This is a genomic window from Azospirillum sp. UENF 211521 (assembly GCF_058780535.1).
Map to the genome: position 1 here is coordinate 409,310 of NZ_JBSNCF010000002.1, position 15,438 is coordinate 424,747.

The 15,438-nt window shown below is 68.8% G+C and carries 10 protein-coding genes; 8 read left to right on the plus strand and 2 right to left on the minus strand.

Features of this window, described 5'->3' with window-relative positions; translation table 11 throughout:
• Window positions 1–3 precede the first annotated feature (3 nt).
• Window positions 4–1,680 carry a nitric oxide reductase activation protein NorD gene (locus ACWPN5_RS18575; RefSeq protein ID WP_492296770.1) on the plus strand — a complete coding sequence of 559 codons (1,677 nt, stop codon included), beginning with the start codon at window positions 4–6 and terminating at the stop codon, window positions 1,678–1,680.
• A gap of 12 nt (window positions 1,681–1,692) precedes the next feature.
• On the opposite strand, the gene ACWPN5_RS18580 is transcribed toward ACWPN5_RS18575, so the two are convergent.
• Window positions 1,693–2,631 carry a response regulator transcription factor gene (locus ACWPN5_RS18580; RefSeq protein ID WP_247877122.1) on the minus strand — a complete coding sequence of 313 codons (939 nt, stop codon included), beginning with the start codon at window positions 2,629–2,631 and terminating at the stop codon, window positions 1,693–1,695.
• Window positions 2,600–6,061, minus strand: coding sequence for a hybrid sensor histidine kinase/response regulator (locus ACWPN5_RS18585; RefSeq protein ID WP_492296773.1), 3,462 nt, complete (start codon window positions 6,059–6,061; stop codon window positions 2,600–2,602). Before ACWPN5_RS18585 ends, ACWPN5_RS18580 begins: the two co-directional genes overlap by 32 nt.
• Window positions 6,062–6,466: 405 nt before the next feature.
• On the opposite strand from ACWPN5_RS18585, the gene urtA (ACWPN5_RS18590) reads away from it, so the two are divergent.
• The 7 genes from urtA (ACWPN5_RS18590) (at window position 6,467) to fmdA (ending at window position 15,419) form a co-directional block, all read left to right on the plus strand.
• Window positions 6,467–7,741 carry an urea ABC transporter substrate-binding protein gene (urtA, locus tag ACWPN5_RS18590; protein WP_114858873.1) on the plus strand — a complete coding sequence of 425 codons (1,275 nt, stop codon included), beginning with the start codon at window positions 6,467–6,469 and terminating at the stop codon, window positions 7,739–7,741.
• Between the two features lie 147 nt (window positions 7,742–7,888).
• Window positions 7,889–8,815, plus strand: coding sequence for an urea ABC transporter permease subunit UrtB (gene urtB / locus ACWPN5_RS18595; protein WP_492296775.1), 927 nt, complete (start codon window positions 7,889–7,891; stop codon window positions 8,813–8,815).
• Window positions 8,816–8,828: 13 nt separating this feature from the next.
• Window positions 8,829–9,995: an urea ABC transporter permease subunit UrtC gene (gene urtC, locus ACWPN5_RS18600; protein WP_492296776.1), complete on the plus strand. Its 1,167-nt coding sequence runs from the start codon at window positions 8,829–8,831 to the stop codon at window positions 9,993–9,995.
• Between the two features lie 13 nt (window positions 9,996–10,008).
• Complete coding sequence (gene urtD, locus ACWPN5_RS18605; protein WP_040133977.1) at window positions 10,009–10,755, plus strand: urea ABC transporter ATP-binding protein UrtD; 747 nt, start codon at window positions 10,009–10,011, stop codon at window positions 10,753–10,755.
• A gap of 15 nt (window positions 10,756–10,770) precedes the next feature.
• Window positions 10,771–11,460: an urea ABC transporter ATP-binding subunit UrtE gene (gene urtE / locus ACWPN5_RS18610; RefSeq protein ID WP_040133978.1), complete on the plus strand. Its 690-nt coding sequence runs from the start codon at window positions 10,771–10,773 to the stop codon at window positions 11,458–11,460.
• A 147-nt stretch (window positions 11,461–11,607) separates the two neighbouring features.
• The gene (gene urtA, locus ACWPN5_RS18615; RefSeq protein ID WP_492296778.1) at window positions 11,608–14,028 is read left to right on the plus strand and encodes an urea ABC transporter substrate-binding protein; all 2,421 of its coding nucleotides are present in this window, start codon (window positions 11,608–11,610) and stop codon (window positions 14,026–14,028) included.
• 158 nt (window positions 14,029–14,186) lie between these two features.
• Entirely contained in the window at window positions 14,187–15,419 is a 1,233-nt protein-coding gene (fmdA, locus tag ACWPN5_RS18620; protein ID WP_094302374.1) for a formamidase, read from the plus strand.
• Window positions 15,420–15,438 lie beyond the last annotated feature (19 nt).

Below are 15,438 nucleotides of genomic sequence, written 5' to 3' on the forward strand. Positions count from 1 at the left end.
GCTATGGACGGCGTTGACGGCGAAATCGCTCTGGCCGATGTCGAACGCCGGCTGAGGGCCTATGGGGCGGCGCTGTGGGGAAGCGATCCGCCCTTGCGGCCCCTGGTCCGGGAGGATGACCCAGCGGCGCTGCGGCCCCGCTTCGACGCCGACCTTGTCCGGCTGCCGGCGGTCTGGCCGACCCTCGACCTCTACCGGGCGGCGCTGGCGCATGCCGGGGCGCACCGCATGTTCTCACGACCCTGGCCGGCCAAGGGGCTGAAGCCGCTGCTGACCATCGTCGTCTCGCTGGTCGAGGACGCGCGGGTGGAGCATCTGGCGATGCGGCGCCTTCCCGGCCTGCGGCGGCTGTGGGCGCCGTTCCATCGCGTCGAACCCTCGCCGTCGCTGATGGCGGCGGACTTGCTGGAACGGCTGGCGCGCGCCCTGTTCGACGCCGGGTACCGGGACGGCAACGCCTGGGTCGACAAGGGGCAGCGCCTGTTCTTCGAGCGGCCGGAGCGCTGGGACGATCCCAATTTCAGCTTGGCGCTCGGCGGCGATCTGGCCGGCGACCTCGGCAAGACGCGGGTCCAGATCAACGCCCGGGGGCACCGCGTCGATCCTCCCTACCGCGACGACAACGGTGGTCTCTGGCTGTACGACACCCCGCCGGAGCCGCCGCGCGATGCCGACGACCCGCTGGAGGCGGTTCGGCCGGAGCCGGCGGAGGGCGAGGGGACCCGTCGGAACGGACCGCCGCAGGACTCTTCCGCGCCGGCTCCGCTCGCCGTCGCCGAAACCACCGCGCTGCGGCCGGTGGCGCGCTACCCGGAATGGGACCACCGCATCGGCCTGCACCGGCCCGACTTCGTCCAGCTGGTGGAATGCGAGCCGGAACACCGTCGGCCGTTGGAGGCGCCCGCCGATCCCCGGCTCGCCGGCCGGGTCCGCGCCCTGGTCCGCCACGCGGTGGTGGCGCGGCCGGAGCGGTTGCGGCGGCAGAAGGACGGGGACGATCTCGACCTCGACGCCTGCATCGCGGCGAGCGCGGCGCGGCGCCACGGTCACGCTCCGGACATGCGTGTCTTCCGGCGGGTGCGGCGGCGCGGCCGCGACCTGTCGGTCCTGCTGCTGCTCGACGCGTCGCACTCGACCAACGATCCGGCCAACGATCGGGCGGGGGACGGCACGGTGCTGGACCTCGAACGCCGGTCGGCCGACCTGCTGGCCGGCGCGCTGGCCGCGGCCGGCGACCGCTTCGCCCTGGCCGCCTTCCGTTCCGACGGGCGGGAGGCGGTGCATTGGCTGCCGGTCAAGCGCTTCGCCGAACCCTATGACGCGGCGGCGCGCGGGCGCCTCGCCGGGCTGGACGGGCGCTGGTCGACGCGGATGGGGGCGGCGATCCGCCACGCCGGCGCGGCGCTCGCCGCCCAGCCGACGCTGCGCCGCCTGCTGCTGCTGGTGACCGACGGCGAGCCGTCCGACATCGACTGCCCCGATCCTCGCCATCTGGTGGAGGACGCCCGCAAGGCGGTGCGGGAGTTGACCGGGCGGGGCATCGACGTGGTCTGCGTGGCGCTGGGCGGCGATCCCCACACGCATCACCGCATCTTCGGCCGGCGCAACGTGCTGCCGGTCGACCGGGTGGAGCGGCTGCCCGACATCCTCCCGACCGTCTATGTCCGGCTGACCGGCTGAACTTGCGGACGTCTACCGGCCGTTCAGCGCCCGCACCGCCATCGCGGCGGCGGCGGCGCGGTTCTCGACGCCGAGCTTCGCGTAGATCTGCTCCAGATGCTTGTCGACGGTGCGCGGGCTGAGGCCGAGGATTTCGGCGATGTCGCGGTTGGGCTTGCCGTTGGCGACCCACATCAGCACCTCCGCTTCCCGCGGGGTCAGGGACAGCTTGTCCTTGAGCTGGGTGTCCTCGCCGGCGCCCGTTTCCTCGGCCAGTTGAAGGAGAATCTCGTCGGGACCGGTCTGGCCGACCGGGCTCAGGCGCAGGCGGCGGCCGTCCGTGCCGGTGGCGATCACCACGCTGTCGGGCTTGCGTCCGGGGCCGCCGGCCTGACGGTCGGCCAGCCAGCGCCGCGCCTCCTCCGGCAGGGAGACGCCATCCCCCCCGGCGGTGCCGAAGGCCGCCTCCAGCATGCGGGTGGTCTGCGGCGTGCACCACAGCACCTCGCCCCGGTGGTTGGCGGCCAGCAGGGTGCGGCCTGTGACGTCCAGCGCCGCTCGCGTGCTCTGGGCGACGCGGGCGTTGGCGAGATGGGCGTACATGCGGGCGATCAGGGTCTCGGCGACGATGGGCTTGGTGACGTAGTCGACCCCGCCGGCGGCGAAGCCCTTCAGGATGTGCTCCGTCTCGGTCAGCCCGGTCATGAAGATCACCGGGACATGAGCGACCTGGCTGCTGCGCTTCAACTGCCGGCAGGTTTCGAAGCCGTCCAGCCCCGGCATGATGGCGTCCATCAGGATGACGTCGGGGGTTACCTGCTCCAGCAGGGCCAGCGCCTTGCGGCCGTCCAGCGCGACCAGCACGGTCACCCCGGCCTCCTCCAGCGCGTCGGTCAGGAAGCTTAGGGCTTCGGGTGAATCGTCGACGACCAGGACGACGTCACGCGGTTTGGTTACGGGCTTCATCGTCATGGCTGGACTCGTCATGGCGGGAGTTGTCATGGCGGGGCTTGTCATCGCGGTACACTGCCTCCAGCGCGGCCATATACTGGTTGAGGTCGTAATTGCTGACGAGCGTGCGCATGCGGCCGACGAAGCGCTCCAGCTCCGGATGGGCGGCGGCGATCTCGGCGAGCTTGGCCTGCATGCCGCGCACATAGCCGATGCGGCCGAGATGGATCAGCTCGGCGATGTGGTGCTGCGGCGGCAGCTCCGAGGGGGCGAAGACCGGCGGACCGGCGTCGGTGTCGGCCGGCGCCTCGTACTCCCACTCGACGCCGCGCAGCCGGCCGATGCAGGCCAGCAGCTTGGGGATGGACACCGGCTTGGCGGCGAAGCCGTCGTGGGGCTGGTCGCCGTCGAGGCCGGGACCGGCGCGGTCCTCCCGCGTGTCGGCGGACACCAGAATGATGGTGGTGTCGCCGTGGCCGGCGGCGCGCAGCCGCCGCGCCACCTCCAGCCCGTTCATGCCGGGCATGGAGATGTCGAGCAGGAGGATGTCCGGCCGGTGCCGTTCCGCCATGGCGAGGCAGGTCGGCCCGTCGGTCGCCTTGAACACGGTGAAGCCCAGCTCCGCCAGCAGGTCGGACAGCAGGCTGCGGTGGGCGAGGTCGTCGTCGGTGACCAACACGGTCAGGCGCGGGCCGCGATAGCCGCGGATCGGGTGGTCGGGCTGGCTGGCGGCGGTGGACAGCATCGCCGCCGACATCATCAGCCGCACCCGGAACAGGCTGCCCTTGCCGGGCGTGCTGGTCACGGTGATCTCGCCGCCCATCACCTCGGTCAGCAGCTTGGTGATGGTCAGGCCGAGGCCCATGCCGGGCACCATCGGGTTGGCGGCCGACCCGCGCTCGAACGGTTCGAAGATGCGCTCGCGGTCGGCCTCGGCGATGCCGGGGCCGGTGTCCTCCACCTCGAACTCGGCGATCTGGCTGCGGTGGCGCACACGCAGGCAGACCGAGCCGGAATCGGTGAACTTGATGGCGTTGGACAGCAGATTGATGAGGATCTGGCGGATGCGCCCCTCGTCGGTGAAGACGACCGGCGGCAGGTCCTCCGGCGCGTCGAAGCGGAAGGCGATGCCCTTGGCCTCCGCCTGCAGGTGGAACATGCCGACGAGCTGGTCGAGCAGGTCGCCGAAGCGCACCTCCCCCCGGTTCAGCTGCAGCCGGCCGCTTTCGATCTTCGACACGTCGAGCAGCCCGTCGAGCAGGCCGGCCAGATGCTCGGCGCTGCGCCGGATGACGCGGACGGCGTCGACCCGGTGCGGCGGCATGGCCGCATCGCGCTCCAGGATCTGCGAATAGCCGAAGATGGCGCTGAGCGGTGTGCGGAACTCATGGCCGATGCCGACCAGATAACGGCTCTTGGCGAGGTTCGCCGCCTCCGCCGCCTCCTTGGCCTTCTGGAGCTGGGCGTCGGTGCGCTCGTGGGCCTCGATCTCCCGGATCAGCAGGGCGGTCTGCTTCTGCGTCTCCTCCTGCGCCACCTTGCGGCTTTCCCGCGCCAGAACGAACAGCCAGGTGGCGACGCCGGCGACGATCATCAGGATGAAGTAGACCTTCCACAGCGTGCTGCCGATCAGTGCCTGCGCCTCGGCGTTGACCGAGGCGACCTCGACATAGACCAGCGCCAGCACCGCGCCGACCGCCAGCGCCAGCATCAGCAGAACGCCCAGATAATGGCCGAGCCGGGCCTTCAGCGCCGTCGCGGCCCGCGGCGGCAACACGGCGTCGAGCGCGTGGCGCAACTGCACGCCCAGCCGGGCGTCGGTCTTGCAGCCGTCGCCGCAGCGGGCGTCCAGCGAGCAGCAGAGCGAGCAGATGGCCCCGGCATAGATCGGGCAGTGGGCCATATCCTCCGTCTCGAAGGCGTGCTGGCAGATGCAGCAGCGGATCGCCTCCTCGCCGTTCCAGTCGTCGAAGGGACGGCGCGCGATGTAGGTGCCGCCGCGCGTCGCCCAGGCGATGGCGGGGGCCGCGACGAAGGCGGTGCCGAAGGCGAGGAAGGGCGCGCAGACCTTCAGCGTCGGCCCCAGCGCGTCGAGGAAGGCCAGCATCGACAGCATCGTCGCCAGCAGCATGGCGCCGACGCCCACCGGGTTGATGTCGTAGAGGTGGGCGCGCTTGAACTCGACGTGGCGCGGGCTGAGGCCCAGCGGCTTGTTCACCACCAGATCGGCGACCAGCGCGCCGATCCACGAGGCGGCGACGCTGGAATAGAGGCCCAGCACCGGCTCCAGCGTCTTGTAGATGCCGAGTTCCATCAGCATCAGGCCGATGACGACGTTGAACACCACCCAGACCACCCGCCCGGGATGGCTGTGGGTCAGGCGCGAGAAGAAGTTCGACCAGGCGATGGAGCCGGCGTAGGTGTTGGTGACGTTGATCTTGAGCTGCGACAGCACGACGAACAGGCCGGTCAGGCCGAGGGCGAGCTGCGGCGACGGCGTCACATACTGGAAGGCGACGAGGTACATCCGCGTCGGCTCCGCCGCCATCTCCAGCGGCACGGCGTTCTGCAGCGCCAGCACCACCAGGAAGGAGCCGAGCAGCAGCTTGATCGTGCCGATGACGATCCAGCCCGGCCCGGCGGCCACCAGCGCCGCCCACCAGCGCAGCCGCTTGGCGCCCGTGGCGTCGGGGTCGTAGGGCAGGAAGCGGATGAAATCGACCTGCTCGCCGATCTGCGCCAGCAGGGAGAACACCACCGACGCCGCCGCGCCGAACAGCATCAGGTCGAAGGCGCCGCCCGCGTCGGCCGCCTGGCCGGTGAAGCTGGTCCAGGCGCTGAAGGATTCTCTGTCCTGGACCGCGATGAACAGGAAGGGCAGGGCGTGCAGCGCCAGCCACAGCGGCTGGGTCCACAGCTGGATGCGGCTGATGACGGTGAAGCCGTAGGCGACCAGCGGGATGACCAGAAGCGAGCTGACGACGTAGCCGGCGGCCAGCGGCAGATCGAAGACCATCTCCAGCGCCGTCGCCATGATCGCCGCCTCGATGGCGAAGAAGATGAAGGTGAAGGAGGCGTAGATCAGCGACGTGATGGTGGAGCCGATGTAGCCGAAGCCGGCGCCGCGCGTCAGCAGGTCCATGTCCACGCCGTAGCGGCTGGCGTAGTAGCTGATCGGCAGCGCGCTGGCGAAGATCAGGACGGCAGCGGCCAGGATGGCGAGGGCCGCGTTGGTGAAGCCGTAACTCAGCGTGATCGCCCCGCCGATGGCCTCCAGCGCCAGGAAGGAGATCGAGCCGAGCGCGGTGTTGGCGACGCGCAACGGCGACCACCGCCGCGCCTTCCGCGCGGTGAAGCGCAGCGCGTAATCCTCCAGTGTCTGGTTGGCAACCCAACGGTTGTAGGTCCGCCGGATCGCGACCACCCTCTGGCGCCCCGCCATCGGCCCCATTCACCCTCCTGAGGATATGTTTGTCTCACTGATTGTTTATTAGCCCTGTTTCCGGGCATTTTCGCTAATAAATCATCCGTCCCCGCCAGTCTGTCAGGAACAGATCGGCCAGACAACAGAGTTGAAGCACGTCGTTTCTTGCGGGTGGAGACAACTGTTCCACTCGCTTCGGGGTGGTTGCAGGCGCTCGGGCGGTTCCAGTCTCCCGCGATTTTATAACGATTTGCCGACCGGCGCCCCTATACGCAAATCCACGTATTGCTGCGATGCACTGTTCGGCCAACCATCGGGCTGTCCTAACGCGGAACGTTCCGCCCACCCCCCAAAAAACACCGCCTTTCCGACGGCCGCGCCCGGTTGCGCGCCGTCGTTGCAAGGCGACAACGGCGAACATCAGGAGGTTTCATGTCCTCAGACAAGTTTGATGCGGGCAAGCCCGTTGGCGGGCTGCCGTCGCCGCTCCGCCGCAAGCTCCTCCTCGGCATGGCGGCGCTGCCGGCCGTCGGGCTGCTGCCGCGCGGCGCGCTGGCCCAGGCGCTGCCGACCGACGCCGTCAACACGACGAAGCTGGCGGTCACCGACAGCACGGTGAAGGTCGGCATCCTGCATTCCACCACCGGCACCATGGCGATCTCGGAGACCGGCTCGGTGCAGGCCGAGAAGCTGGCGATCGCCCAGATCAACGAGATGGGCGGCGTGCTCGGCCGCAAGATCGAGGTGATCCAGGAGGACGGCGCCAGCGACTGGCCGACCTTTGCCGAGAAGGCGCGCAAGCTGCTGGTCGAGGACAAGGTGGCGGCGGTGTTCGGCTGCTGGACCTCGGCCTCGCGCAAGGCGGTGCTGCCGGTGTTCGAGCAGTACAACGGCATGCTCTACTACCCGACCTTCTACGAAGGGCTGGAGCAGTCGAAGAACGTCATCTACACCGGGCAGGAGGCGACCCAGCAGATCCTCGCCGGGCTGGACTGGGTGACGAAGGAGAAGGGCGCCAAGAGCTTCTTCCTGATCGGCTCCGACTACATCTGGCCGCGCACCTCCAACAAGATCGCCCGCAAGCACATCGAGATGAAGGGCCAGAAGGTGGTGGGCGAGGAGTACTTCCCGCTCGGTCACACCCAGTTCAACTCGGTCATCAACAAGATCAAGCTGACCAAGCCGGACGTCATCTACGCCTCGGTGGTCGGCGGCTCGAACGTCGCCTTCTACAAGCAGATGAAGGCGGCCGGCATCGACCTGAACAAGCAGGTGCTGATGACCATCTCGGTCACCGAGGACGAGATGCTCGGCATCGGCGGCGAGAACATCGCCGGCGCCTACGCCTGCATGAAGTACTTCCAGTCGCTGCAGAATCCCAACAACGAGAAGTTCGTCGCCGCCTTCAAGGCGATGTGGGGCGCGAACAGCGTCATCGGCGACGTGACCCAGGCCGGCTATCTCGGCCCCTGGCTGTGGAAGCTGACGGTGGAGAAGGCCAAGAGCTTCGACATCGACAAGATCGCCGTCGCGTCGGAAGGCATCGAGTTCAGCGGCGCGCCGGAAGGCTATGTCCGCGTCCACGGGAACCATCACCTGTGGAGCAAGACCCGCGTCGGCCGCGCCCGTCCGGACGGCCAGTTCGACGTCGTCTACGAGACGGCGGACCTCATCGAGCCGAACCCGTTCCCGAAGGGCTACCAGTAAGGGCGGGGGCGTCAGACCCCCACCCTGACCCTCCCCCGCCGGGCGGGGGAGGGGACGACGGCCGAACGCCGACAAGGCTCCCGCCTCCCTCCCCTGCAAGAGCGGGGGAGGGCCGGGGTGGGGGCAAGTGTGACGGGAGTTCCCATCATGTTCGAGGGCTACAGCCTGGCCGAGCTCGGGTCGATCTTTGCCATGCAGGGATTCGCGGGGCTCATTCTCTTTTCCGTTTTCGTGCTGATGGCGCTGGGCCTCGCCATCATCTTCGGGCAGATGGGCGTCATCAACATGGCGCACGGGGAGTTCATGATCCTCGGCGCCTACGTGACCTATCTCTGCTCCAATTTCATCTCCAGCACCGTGCCGGCGCTCTTTCCGGCCTATTTCTTCATCGCCATGATCCTGGCCTTCTTCGCCAGCGGGGCGCTGGGGATGCTGGTGGAATGGGGGATGATCCGCTTCCTCTACCGGCGCCCGCTCGACACGCTGCTGGCGACCTGGGGGCTGAGCCTGATCCTCCAGCAGGTCTTCCGCTCGGTCTTCGGCGCGCGCGAGGTCGGCGTGGTCCTGCCGGACTGGCTGATGGGCTCGGTCGCCGTCACCGACACCATCGAGGTGCCGATCAACGGCCTGTTCGTCATGGGCCTGACCATCGCCATCACCGTCGTCATCTACGCCGTGATGTTCCGCTCGCGCTGGGGCCAGGGCGTGCGGGCGGTGATGCAGAACCGCACGATGGCCGGCGCCGTCGGCATCAACACCGAGAGGGTCGACCGCTACACCTTCGGGCTCGGCTGCGGCATCGCCGGGGTGGCGGGCAGCGCCTTCACCATGGTCGGCTCGACCGGTCCGACCTCGGGTCAGCTCTACATCGTCGACACCTTCCTGGTGGTGGTGTTCGGCGGCGCCCAGAGCCTGATCGGCACCATCGCGTCGGCCTTCACCATCAGCCAGGCCCAGTCGACGATGGAGTTCTTCCTCAGCGGCTCGACCGCCAAGGTGCTGACGCTGCTGACCGTCGTCGTGATCCTGATGCTGCGCCCGCAGGGTCTGTTCGTCCTCAAAGTCCGCCGCTGAGGAGTCCATCACCATGACGCGCAACCCTCAAAACGGCCTTCTCGGGCGCAGTCTCTGGCGCATGGACGGCGACGTCGCCGGCATCCTGCTGCTGGCCGCCCTCCTGGTGATCGTGCTGCCGCTGGGGCTCGACATCTTCCGGCTGAACATGGTCGGAAAGTACCTGACCTACGCCTTCGTGGCGCTCGGCCTCGTGCTGTGCTGGGGCAGCGCCGGCATCCTGTCGCTGGGGCAGGGCATCTTCTTCGGCATCGGCGGCTACTGCATGGCGATGTTCCTGAAGCTGGAGGCCTCCAGCCCCGAGGCGACCAAGATCCAGTCCACCCCCGGCATCCCCGACTTCATGGACTGGAACCAGCTCACGGCGCTGCCCTGGTTCTGGGAGCCGTTCCACAGCCTGACCTTCTCCATCGTCGCGGTGGTGGCGGTTCCGGCGCTGCTCGCCCTCATCGTCGGGCTGGCGATGTTCAAGCGGCGGGTCGGCGGCGTCTACTTCGCCATCATCACCCAGGCCTTCGCCGCCATCCTGACCATCCTGATCGTCGGCCAGCAGGGCTACACCGGCGGCATCAACGGCATCACCGACCTGCGCACGCTGAAGGGCTGGGACATCCGCACCGACGAGGCGAAGCTGGTGCTCTACTTCGTCAACGCCGCCCTGCTGATCGGCTGCATCCTGCTCTGCCTCACCGTCCGCCGCTCCAAGCTCGGGCGCATCCTGGTGGCGCTGCGCGACAAGGAGGATCGGGTCCGCTTCTCCGGCTACGACGTCGCCAACTTCAAGATCTTCGTCTTCTGCTTCGCCGCGGCGCTGTCGGCGGTGGGCGGCGCGATGTTCACGCTGCAGGTCGGCTTCATGTCGCCGTCCTTCGTCGGCATCGTGCCGTCGATCGAGATGGTCATCTACTGCGCGGTCGGCGGCCGGCTGTCGCTGCTGGGCGCGGTGTACGGCACGCTGCTGGTCAACTGGGCCAAGACGATGCTGTCGGAGAGCTTCCCGGAGCTGTGGCTGTTCGCCATGGGCGCCCTGTTCATCGGCGTGGTGATGGTGTTCCCCAACGGGCTGGCCGGGCTCTACCAGCAGTACATCGCCCCGCGGCTGCGCCGCCCGACCGTCGGCCGGACGACGATCCCCGCCACCGCGGCGCCGATCATCCCGCCCCACACCGCCGCCGACTGAGGAGGGACGGAGCATGGCCAACAACACCGATTACCTGCTGGCGGTCGAAGGGCTGACCGTGTCCTTCGACGGGTTCAAGGCGGTCAACGACTTGTCCTTCTACGTCGACAGCAACGAGATCCACGTCATCATCGGCCCCAACGGCGCCGGCAAGACCACAGTGCTCGACCTGATCTGCGGGCGGACCAAGGCGTCCGGCGGCTCCATCAAGTTCCGCAACAAGGAACTGACGGCGATGAAGGAGCACCAGATCGTCAAGGCCGGCGTCGGGCGCAAGTTCCAGAACCCGTCGATCTACGACGACCTGACGGTGTTCGAGAATCTGGAGATCTCCTACCCCCGCGGCCGCAGCGTGTTCGGCGCGCTCGCCTTCAAGCGCGACGCCGCGGTGCGCGAGCGGGTGGCCGAGATCGCCGAGATGATCTTCCTCTCCGACCATCTCGACCAGCGCGCCGAGTATCTCAGCCACGGGCAGAAGCAGTGGCTGGAGATCGGCATGCTGCTGATCCAGGACCCCGAGCTGCTGATGCTCGACGAGCCGGTCGCCGGCATGAGCGTGAACGAGCGCAAGAAGACCGCCGAGCTGCTGAACCGCATCATTCAGAACCGCTCGGTGCTGGTGATCGAGCACGACATGAAATTCGTCGAGGACATCGCCCACCGCGTCACCGTCCTGCACCAGGGCAAGATCCTGTCGGAAGGCAGCATGGAACGGGTGAAGAACGATCCCAAGGTCGTCGAAGTCTATCTGGGCCACTGAGCGGGGGATCAAGAGATGCTGTCCGTCAATCAACTCCGCGTGTCCTACGGCGAGAGCGAGGTTCTGCATGGGCTGGACTTCACCGTGGCGCCCAACGAGATCGTCGCCATCATGGGCCGCAACGGCATGGGCAAGACGACCCTGATGAAGTCGTTGATGGGGATCGTGCCGACGCGCTCCGGCGCCATCCGCATCGGTGGCGACGAGATCACCGGGCTGAAAAGCTACGAGCGGGTGGCCAAGGGCGTGGCCTATGTCCCGCAGGGCCGCATGATCTTCCCGACCATGACGGTTCAGGAGAACATCGAGACGGGCCTCAGCGTCCACGGCGGGCGCAGCGTTCCGGGGGACCTGTACGAGCTGTTCCCGGTGCTGCTGGAGATGAAGGGCCGGCGCGGCGGCAACCTGTCGGGCGGGCAGCAGCAGCAGCTCGCCATCGCCCGCGCGCTTGCCACCAAGCCGAAGGTGCTGCTGCTCGACGAGCCGACGGAGGGCATCCAGCCGTCGATCATCCGCGAGATGGCCCGCACCCTGCGCCGCATCCGCGACGAGAAGGGCCTCAGCATCATCGTGTCGGAGCAGGTGCTGAGCTTCGCGCTCGACATCGCCGACCGCGTGCTGGTGATCGAGAACGGCGAGATCGTCCACGAGGACAGCCGCGATCAGGTCGACGAGGCGAAGGTCGCGCGGCTGCTGTCGGTCTAGGGCGCGGCCAGGGATTGCCCCCACCCTAACCCTCCCCCGCTTCGCAGGGGAGGGGATCTGGTTCTCCCTCCCCTGCGTGAGCGGGGGAGGGTCGGGGTGGGGGCACCCGTTCCCCCCACCCCATCTCCCACCACAGAAGGATGCGCCATGACATCCGCCAAGTCCGCGTCCACCGCCTGCGCCGTGGTCGCTCTGCTGACCGCAGTGGCGACGCCGCTGACCGGGTCGAGCGCGGTGCCGACCGCCGGCCTCGTCCTTTCGGCGGCGCTGGCCGCCGCCGCCGCCGCGCTGGCCCACCGACAGGGTGCCGGGCTCCGGCGGCTCGGCGAGCGGGCCGCCGCGCTGGCCGGCGATGCGGCGGTCGGCGGCAACGATCCGCAGCGCGACCTCGCCGCCGCCCTCGACCGCATCGCCGCCGCCGCCGAGGCGCGCGCCGCCCACGAGGCGCAGCGCGACGCCGAGCGCAAGGCGACGGAGGAACGCGCCGCCCGGCTGGAGGCGCTGACCCGCGACTTCGAAGGCAAGGTCGGCCGGCTGGTGCAGACCGTCTCCTCGGCGGCCGGCGAAATGACCGACACCGCCACCGCGATGAGCGGCACCGCCGAGCGCAGCAACCGGCTGTCGGCGGCGATGTCGGAGTCCTCGGCCCAGGCGTCGATGAACGTGCAGACCGTGGCGACGGCGACCGAGGAGCTGTCGGCCTCGATCCAGGAGATCGGCCGGCAGGTCGCCTCGTCGGCCGCCATCGCCGGCCGGGCAGTGGCCGACACCCGCCGCACCGACGCGGTGGTGCAGAGCCTCGCCGACAGCGCCGCGCGGATCGGGCAGGTGATCGGGCTGATCCAGGGCATCGCCGGGCAGACCAACCTGCTGGCGCTGAACGCCACCATCGAGGCGGCGCGGGCGGGGGAGGCCGGCAAGGGCTTCGCCGTCGTCGCCAGCGAGGTCAAGACCTTGGCCAACCAGACCGCCAAGGCGACGGAGGACATCGCCACCCAGGTCGGCGCCATCCAGTCGGCGACGGGCGAAGCGGTCGAGGCCATCCACGCCATCGCCGGCACCATCGCCGAGATCAACGAGATCGCCTCGGCCATCGCCGCCGCCGTCGAGCAGCAGGGGGCGGCCACCCGCGAGATCGCCCGCAACGTGCAGGAGGCGGCGCGCGGCACCGAGAGCGTGGCCTCCAACATCGTCGGCGTGTCGGACGCCGCGTCCGACACCGGCATGGCGGCCGGGCAGGTGCTCGGCGCCGCGTCCCAGGTCGCCGGCCACGCCGACGAGCTGAGCCGCGAGGTCAACAATTTCCTGGCGGAGGTCAGCCTGCAATCGGCGCTGCGCCGCCGCGCCTCGGTGGCCGGGCGCCTGATGGCGGCGGGCACGGCGCGGCGCGTCCAGGGACTGGCGCCGGGCGCGCCGGCCACGGCCATCGTCAACAGGAGCGGCATCGCCGTCACCGACGAGGCGGTGACGGTCGGCATCCTCCATTCCGCCACCGGCACCATGGCGCTGAGCGAGGGCGGGTCGATCCAGGCGGAGATGCTGGCGATCCAGCAGATCAACGAGTCCGGCGGCGTGCTGGGCCGGCGGATCGAGATCGCGCAGGAGGACGGCGCCAGCGACTGGCCGACCTTCGCGGCCCGCGCCGACAAACTGCTGGGGCGGGACAAGGTGGCGGCGATCTTCGGCTGCTGGACCTCGGCCTCGCGCAAGGAGGTGCTGCCGGTGCTGGAGAAGCGCGACGGCCTGCTCTACTACCCGACCTTCTACGAGGGGCTGGAGCAGTCCCGCCACGTCATCTACACCGGGCAGGAGGCGACCCAGCAGATCCTCGCCGGGCTGGACTGGGTGATGCGCGAGAAGGGGGCGAAGAGCTTCTTCCTCGTCGGATCGGACTACATCTGGCCGCGCGCGTCGAACGCCATCGCGCGGCGCCACATCGAGGCCAAGGGCTGCCGCGTCGTCGGCGAGGATTATGCCGAACTCGGCGACACCCGCTTCGAGGGCATCGTCGCGCGGATCAAGGTGGCCAAGCCCGACGTGATCTACGCCATCGTCGTCGGCGGCTCGAACGTCGCCTTCTACAAGCAGCTCAAGGCCGCCGGGATCGAGCTGGACCGCCAGATCCTGATGACCAACAGCGTCACCGAGGACGAGATGATGGGCATCGGCGGCGACTACATCGCCGGGGCCTTCACCTGCGCCAAGTATTTCCAGAGCCTGGAGCTGCCGGCCAACCGTGCCTTCGTCGCCGCCTTCAAGGCGATGTGGGGGGCGGACAGCGTCATCGGCGACGTCACCCACAACGCCTATCTTGGCCCCTGGCTGTGGAAGCTGGCGGTCGAGAAGGCCGGCAGCTTCGACGTGGCGCGCGTCATCGCCGCCTCGCCCGGCATCGAGTTCGCCGGGGCGCCGGCCGGCGGCTTGCGCATCCACGAGAACCATCACCTGTGGACCCGCACCCGCATCGGCCGCGCCCGGCGCGACGGCCAGTTCGACGTGGTCTTCGAGACCCGAGACCTGATCGAGCCCAACCCCTTCCCGGACGGATTCCGGGAACTGGCGGCCTGAGGCCCCCTCCCTAACCCTCCCCCGCTTCGCGGGAGAGGGGACGGACGCCGCTTCGTGCAAAGCCCCCTCTCCCGCGAAGCGGGGGAGGGCCGGGGAGGGGGCTCGCAGCATCCACCCCTTCGTCACCCCATCAGTCCACCAATAAGGAAGAGCAAACCATGGCTGACACCCTGATCAAGGCCGACCTGTCGCAGTCTCCCTATGAGAACGACATGATCCACAACCGCTGGCATCCGGACATCCCGATGGCGGTGACGGTGAAGCCGGGCGACGACTTCATCCTGGAATGCTACGACTGGACCGGCGGGCAGATCAAAAACGACGACGATGCCGCCGACGTGCGCGACGTCGATCTCAGCCAGGTGCATTTCCTGTCCGGCCCGGTCGGGGTCGAGGGGGCGGAGCCGGGCGACCTGCTGGTCGTCGACCTGCTGGACATCGGCGCCTTCCCGCAGCAGCAGTGGGGCTTCAACGGCTTCTTCTCCAAGCAGAACGGCGGCGGCTTCCTGACCGAGCATTTCCCGCTGGCCCAGAAGTCGATCTGGGACTTCGAGGGCATGTTCACCAAGTCGCGCCACATCCCCGGCGTGCGCTTCGCCGGGCTGATCCATCCCGGCCTGATCGGCTGCCTGCCGTCGCACGACCTGCTGGCCAAGTGGAACAAGCGCGAGCAGGCGCTGATCGACACCAACCCGACCCGCGTCCCCGGCCTCGCCAACCCGCCCTACGCGCCGACCGCGCACATGGGCCGGCTGAAGGGCGAGGCCCGCGACAAGGCGGCCGCGGAGGGTGCCCGCACCGTGCCGCCGCGCGAGCATGGCGGCAATTGCGACATCAAGGACCTGTCGCGCGGCTCGCGCATCTACTTCCCGGTCTATGTGAAGGGCGCCGGCCTGTCGATGGGCGACCTGCATTTCAGCCAGGGCGACGGCGAGATCACCTTCTGCGGCGCCATCGAGATGGCCGGTTGGGCGCATCTCAAGGTCAACCTGATCAAGGACGGCATGGCGAAGTACGGCATCAAGAACCCGATCTTCAAGCCGAGCCCGATCGTCCCGACCTACAACGACTACCTGATCTTCGAGGGCATCTCGGTCGACGAGGCGGGCGAGCAGCATTACCTGGACGTCCATGTCGCCTATCGCCAGGCCTGCCTCAACGCCATCGAGTATCTGAAGAAGTTCGGCTACTCCGGCGCCCAGGCCTACTCGATCCTCGGCACCGCACCGGTGCAGGGGCACATCAGCGGCGTGGTCGATGTGCCGAACGCCTGCGCCACCCTGTTCCTGCCGACGCAGATCTTCGACTTCGACATCACCCCGAACGCCGACGGCCCGACGAAGTTCATCAAGGGCGACGTCGACATGCCGATCGCCCAGGACCGCGTGTAAAGAGAGAGAGAAGGGAGGC